The sequence below is a fragment of the Psychromonas sp. genome (genome assembly GCF_983033635.1).
The window spans coordinates 6714-13108 of record NZ_CEZLMY010000097.1 but is presented as its reverse complement, the minus strand read 5'-3'; the positions used below and the strand labels follow the sequence as shown (position 1 = coordinate 13108).

The following is a 6395-nucleotide window of genomic DNA, read 5'->3' as shown; positions in this document are numbered from 1 at the left end:
GATTCAACCGTTACACCGTTATTGCGCAGGGCATCCAGCATGGAAGTTTCCGGACTCACCTCAATCTCCTGACCGGTTTCTTTGATAGTGACAATGAAGGCTTGATCACCGCTATGCTCTACAGAAAAATTTTCAAAGTGAACATTATTCTCATTCCAATGACTCGCATTGTCTCTTACCAGTTTTACAAAGCCTGGACTGCCGCAGCTGTATACATGGCTTCCTCGGGCGTGATTATTTAAAAGCTCACTGATATTTAGAGGTTTTTCTACACTGTAAACAAAAACCTTCTCTGAATACTTAGAAAGCGCCTCTTTAAAGGAGTAGTCAGCAGTATCATCGACACAGTAATGAAGCTCAAAGGTTTCATTATGTGCTAATGCTTCTTCAATCATTACAATAAAAGAAGTGATACCGATACCGGCAGCAACAAAAATATGGTGTTCATCTCTGGCCATCTTGAAATAATTGGCCGGTGTAGAAACAGACAATGAATCACCCACCCTAGCCTCCTCATGCAGATACTTAGAGCCTCCACGACTGTCAGCAGCATAGTTCACTGCAATTTGATAGGTATCGTCAGCCAATGGCCGGCAAAGGGAGTAAGCTCTCGATAACCCGTTTGCTAACTGCAGGGTGATATGCGCACCGGCAGAAAATTCAGGTAACGGCCCTAAATCTGTTCTGCTCAAAATAAAGCGTTTTACATTCTGAAATTCTTCAACAATTTTAACAATACGCATTTCCAGGAATGTGTTGTCATCAGAAAGGCGTCCACTCCAATCTTCAACATCATTATTATCAAGACGATGTTTAAATACGCTTTTTACTTCATTTCCTAAGGGCTGTAAGTTTGCAAGCTGCTCTACAGCCCCTTTATTGTCTGTTTCAATGTAAAGATAGTGCTGAACTTTAGCTATGGTCCACTGGGGATAAGGGCGTTCAGTTACTTCGATAGTATCGCCTTTACTGATAACTCCTTCTTCAAGGACACGATAGAACCAGCCGGTTTTGCAGTTATCCTGCGAAAAACGAGATATGGTCGGTTCTTTAAAGCGGTGATTCAGTTTAAAACATGGCTGTCTCGGTTGTGTAACCTGAAGCAGCACAGTGCCGACTTTAAGGATATCTCCTACACATATATTATGTTCATTCATTCCAGGAACAACCAGGTTTTCACCAAATCCGCCTTTAACAAACAAGTGACTGGAATTAGGAAACTTAACAGCTAGCTGTTTATAGTGTTCTGAATCATATTGCAGAATTGCCCGCTCTTCACCACCATGAAAGGTTTCAGCCTGCTCATCCCCGGCAAGACCTGTACGAGTCACTTCGCAAGTATCTATTGACTGCTTGTCGATTGCGGTATTTGTTGAGAACAATTTTTTTATTTTACCAAGTCGTAACTCATCAATTGCTGATACTGGATACATAATAATTCCTTATCTCTCTTTGCTGATTAACAGTTACATACTAGCGAATTTCAAACTGTAAAAATTTAGAAGAATTGACTAATAATAACTAAAAACAGTCAAAAGCATTGCGTGAGGGTAGGCAGATCATAATTTCCCTATATAGCGTTTGGGGGACTTTCCCAACGCCTTTTTAAACATTGTAATAAATGCACTGACAGAGTCATAACCTAGTTGTTCGGAGACCGACTGTACCGACTTACCATCTGTAAGCAGCTGCAGTGAAACTACAATATGCAGTTGTTTACGCCATAAGCCAAATGTCATCCCGGTTTCCTTCAACACCAGCCGGGAAAACGTTCTTTCACTCATGGCAAGGAAAGCGGCCCACTGCTTAATAGTCCGCCGGTCGGCAGGATTGCTAAGCAGTATCTCCGCGACTTTCCTCAGCTTTAGATCGCTGGTAAGAGGAAAATTCAACTGCTCTCTCGGCATTTTCCCGATCATCTCAAACAGTATCTCAGTCAGCTTTTTAGATTGTTCTTCTGCTAACTCCTTAACAGAGAGACTGCTCAAGTAGAGTATCATTTCTCTTACTAACGGAATGATTGAGAGAGTGCAGCACCTATCCGGTAATGTAACCTTGGCAGGATCAATAAATACGAAGCAGAATGTTGCAGAAGAGACAGGCGTATTTCTATGGGGCAGGCCCGCAGGGATCCACACGGCCGATTCGCTGGGTACCATCCATATTTCATTATCTACTTCACAAATCATCGAACCGGTCACAGGCATGACTAATTGTCCTTTATCATGTGAGTGAATAGGCGCTTTGAGCTCTCTATTTGATGAGCTTAATAGAAGTAGATCAATTGAAGATTCAGAACTATCAGGATCGTAACTATCCATTTGGGTCACTTTTTAAAATATGAGATGACTGCTTTTAGTGATATTTGCTATTTATGCTTAAATTATATTGCTTTATCTGCAGATATAATTCTACAGTTTTTTTTGGATCAGATAGGAGGCGGCAATTAAATTGCTCTGAACAGCCTCTTTCGATCTATTAAAACATCAATAACAGCTTATCTTGTAGTTACTGAATACCCTAGTGAAGTTCCTTTTTGTTGTGGTAGAACTAAGCATCTCCAGGCATAGCGTAAAGCTGATGACCACGCCAACAGGACGTGGTTTTAACTTTTATGAATTTTCAGTAATGATTGATCGGGATAAGGTGAATCGAATTTTTATATACTATACTCAGTAAATTCATAAGGGATAAGACAATGACAAATGAACTTGATCCGCGAATTAACCAATGGTATTCCCATATTGATAAAGGGCAGCGTTTTTACGTTACTGCCATCACCGAAGAAGACAACACTGTTGAAGTACAGCATTTTGATGCTGATATTGAGGAGTTCAGTCTTGATGAATGGCGTGATCTTCAGATTGAGTTGAGTGAAGAGCCAGAGAACTTTTCAGGTGCCCTTGAAATTGTAGAGCAAGATGACCGTGGTACTGAAGTAACCGACACCAAGCCTGAGGACTGGACTGAGCCTGGTGAAGATTTCAGGCGTCCCAATAAATAAATCCAGGAGTACGCAGATCTTTCACCGCCTTTCCTGCTGGGGCAATCTTTTATGATAACAAGGCGGCAGAATTCAATAACAGCTATCTATATTTATATTCTGACAACGCAGTTAGCGGGAAAAATAGCCCCTGCCCTTTGGGTAGAGGCTGTGAAAGATCAACAGGCCCCAGCATCAAACCAAATTACGCTTAATGCGAAGGTTCCAGTTTTGTGAATAAACGCGTTTATCCCCCTCATAGGCATCGAGTTCTGCATCCAGATAAAAATAGACCTCATCGCAGTGCAGTAAGGTACGGGTGACGGTCTCTACCGCCCAGTCACCTCGCCTAAATCCCCACCGCCAGACAGTTTTTCCCTTCGGGGACCGGAAATCATCACCCTGATAGGAGTACCACTCTTTCGTCTCACGTTTTACAATCAGATCGATATCTTCAAGCCGGTAAGTACCACTGTCGTTAATGACCTCCAAAGTAGACAGATCCTTGTCCAACTCGCGGATCACCCGCCAGTTATGATGTCCCTCCCGAAGCTGCTGCTTGGCACCGCTGACTGAAGCCTCTACCTCAGGAAAAGAGATCACCTCTTTACGTGGAGTTCGGGTAGGTAATATCAAGCGGCTGCAACCTGTATAGATCCTGAGATGAGTCGACTCGCCAGGAGGCCAAGCCAGCGGGAAATATGATGAGGAAACGGCAATCCGAATGCGGTGGCCCTTGGGAAAGATCTGGGCTACATCGTTAAGCTGCACCCGCACACGATAGCGCTTATCCGGTTCCAGCGGTGTCGGATGGGCATGGCTGTCCCTATGGGTCAGGTTCAACAGGCCATAGGTTACCCGTGTACTCTTGTTGTCAGGATGCACATCAGATAGCCGTACAGCGACCATCGCCACAGGTTTGCTGGCCGATAATTCCAGCTCAATCACCGGAGCCCCCATGATCTCAAGTGCGGTGTCGAGAGGATCGCATGTGAAAATTAAAGCACCGCCTTCTTCTTCACGCTGATCATGGGGCAGATCCGGAGTCGTGCTATATGAACACCATTTTCCGGCAAACAGGCCGTTGCTCAATGGCGACTGCAAACACAGAGCCTCCTCTTCAACCTCTGCGCCCTCGCCTACCAGACGATATTTATCAAGCTTAAAAGCAAGCGTCCCGATATTGGGTGACGGCCAGGATGGCTCACTGACCCAGCGGCCATAACGCTGATGGTAAAAAGTCGACGGAGGCATACTGTCGAGCATCCATGCCCGCAGCATAGGCTCATCCATAATGTCGGTCTCAATCCCCTTCAGCCATTTATCCCACCAGCGCAGACATTCCTGCAAAAAACCGATAGCCGGGCCGGGCACGCCAATATGGGGATACTTATGACTCCAGGGGCCAATCAGTCCCTGCCTCGGCCCTGTCAAATTGCTGAGCAGGCGAAAAACCGCATTGCTGTAACCATCGGCCCAGCCGCTCACCGCCATGACCGGAGTCTGCACCTTAGAGAAATCTTCGCAGATGGAGCCATGTTGCCAGTACTCGTCACGGTGCTGATGATTAAGCCAGGTATCCAACCACAAGCCACTGCCTTTAAGGCGCTCAAACCACATCTCACGCCACTTGTTACCGACAATTTTAGGATCCGGCGGCAGGGAGTTGTAGGCAAACATCGTCGAGGCCCAGGAAAGGTTATCACCCAGCAGGCAGCCTCCCATATAGTGCACATCATCGGCGTAGCGGTCATCGGTAGAGCAAACGCTGATGATTGCCTTAAGCTGCGGCGGTTGCATCGCTGCAATCTGCAGGCCGTTGAATCCCCCCCAGGAGATACCGTACATGCCGACGCTTCCATCACACCATGGCTGTTTTTCCAGCCACTCAATAACAGCGACTCCGTCATCGAGTTCCTGCTGCAGGTATTCGTCAGTCAGCACGCCCTCCGAGTCGCCGCTACCACGGATATCGACACGGATACAGGCATAGCCGTGCCCGGCAAAATAAGGATGCATGGTTTCGTCGCGTAATCTCACCCCATCACGCTTACGATAAGGAATATATTCAAAAATCGCCGGTACAGGCTTAGTTTCTGCACCTTCGGGCATCCAGATACGGGCAGACAGTCGAATGCCGTCGGCCATCGGGATCCAGCAGTGTTCGATGTGTCGGATTTTGTGTGTGAAGTGTTCAACAACCGTCATATTTCCCCCTTGTTGTTATCATGTATGTGATTTAGGAAAGTGGCACAAGTTCCAATGGCAACGCCTGTTGCACATCTCGGTATTTCTGCAACAGCTCCTGCTCGCTGTCGCCGCCGATAAAAACTACAGCGATCTCGTAGCTGTAACTGTCTTGATAATTAAGATCAGACAGATGCATACCCTCTCGAATATGCAGCTGGATCTCAGTACCAGCGATGCGGCGAGTAACAGTCTGCACCTCTTGCTCTGTCGGTACCCTGTTAACCATAGCATCTGCATGTTCCCGCCACATGAACTTGGCCGCGTACCGGTATGGACCTTGACGATGCGGGAACACAGGCTGTTTCCCCAGCGCCAGAGCCAGCATTACCTGATGGTGGGGCATACCATCGACATTGCGGAATAATGGACAATGCGACTTGGAAATGCGGGTATTGATCTCCAGCAACCAGATATGGTCATTCTCCTCCTCCCAGTAATACTCAATATTGAACGGGCCGTTATCAAAGCCGATATAGGTAAGAAAACGCTCGGTGACGGCGATCATTTTGTCTTGGATAGGCTGTGGGATCGATGATGGATACTGATAGCGGGAGAAGCTGGAACTATGCTCGCCTTCGCGGATCGAGTCGACGGCCCCATAAACACATAGCTTTCCATCAAAGACATAGCCTTCGAGCGTGCATTGCTGGCCACGCGAGATGATCCCTTCAGCGATGCAGTGATAGCCGTCGACAGCGGCGACATCATCAGGCAGTTCAGCAAATTGCAGCAGGTAGTTGAACGGCGCGGCAAAGCAGTAGATTTTCTTGCGTATCTCCTCAATCGCCATTTCGAGTTCACTATCATTACGCACCATAAACCCGAGGTGTGATGAAGACGCTTTCACCGGCTTAAGCCAGAAGGGGTAATCGAGGGTGATCTGCTGCTGATAATCATCCTTAAAAGGATCAACTGCGCAAAAATCGGGGATATATTCCGGGATCACCCGGCGCTGCTCCAGCCTGCTCCAATATTTATGTTCGCATTTGAGCACCGCTTCAAAGCTGGGAGAAGGCAGGCCTAAGGATTTACACAATATAGGAAGCATGGTGCTAACCGGAAAGTCCCAGTAGCCGACAATGGCATCTACGGAGCCGGGGTACCTTTGCAATCGTTCAAGAGCACCTTCATACAAGGTTTTGACCGGAAATTCCTTTCCTGT

5 protein-coding genes are annotated in these 6395 nt (G+C 46.8%); 1 reads left to right on the top strand and 4 read right to left on the bottom strand.

The window, feature by feature from the left end; translation table 11 throughout:
• Both AC4GME_RS12485 and AC4GME_RS12480 read right to left on the bottom strand, forming a co-directional pair.
• On the bottom strand, positions 1-1433 hold a 1433-nt coding region (locus AC4GME_RS12485; protein WP_490379484.1), incomplete at its 3' end, for an MOSC domain-containing protein.
• Positions 1434-1559: 126 nt separating this feature from the next.
• On the bottom strand, positions 1560-2321 hold the full coding sequence (locus AC4GME_RS12480) for an AraC family transcriptional regulator (RefSeq protein WP_490378050.1): 762 nt from the start codon (positions 2319-2321) through the stop codon (positions 1560-1562).
• 377 nt (positions 2322-2698) lie between these two features.
• On the opposite strand from AC4GME_RS12480, the gene AC4GME_RS12475 reads away from it, so the two are divergent.
• Entirely contained in the window at positions 2699-3004 is a 306-nt protein-coding gene (locus AC4GME_RS12475; protein WP_490378049.1) for a DUF6763 family protein, read from the top strand.
• 174 nt (positions 3005-3178) lie between these two features.
• On the opposite strand, the gene AC4GME_RS12470 is transcribed toward AC4GME_RS12475, so the two are convergent.
• Positions 3179-5191: a CocE/NonD family hydrolase gene (locus tag AC4GME_RS12470; protein ID WP_490379483.1), complete on the bottom strand. Its 2013-nt coding sequence runs from the start codon at positions 5189-5191 to the stop codon at positions 3179-3181.
• A gap of 31 nt (positions 5192-5222) precedes the next feature.
• On the bottom strand, positions 5223-6395 hold a 1173-nt coding region (locus AC4GME_RS12465; protein WP_490379482.1), incomplete at its 5' end, for an ATP-grasp domain-containing protein.

Coding starts and splice junctions, on each gene's coding strand:
- AC4GME_RS12480 (WP_490378050.1), bottom strand. CDS start 2,321: ATGGATAGTTACGATCCTGATAGTTCTGAATCTTCAATTGATCTACTT.
- AC4GME_RS12475 (WP_490378049.1), top strand. CDS start 2,699: ATGACAAATGAACTTGATCCGCGAATTAACCAATGGTATTCCCATATT.
- AC4GME_RS12470 (WP_490379483.1), bottom strand. CDS start 5,191: ATGACGGTTGTTGAACACTTCACACACAAAATCCGACACATCGAACAC.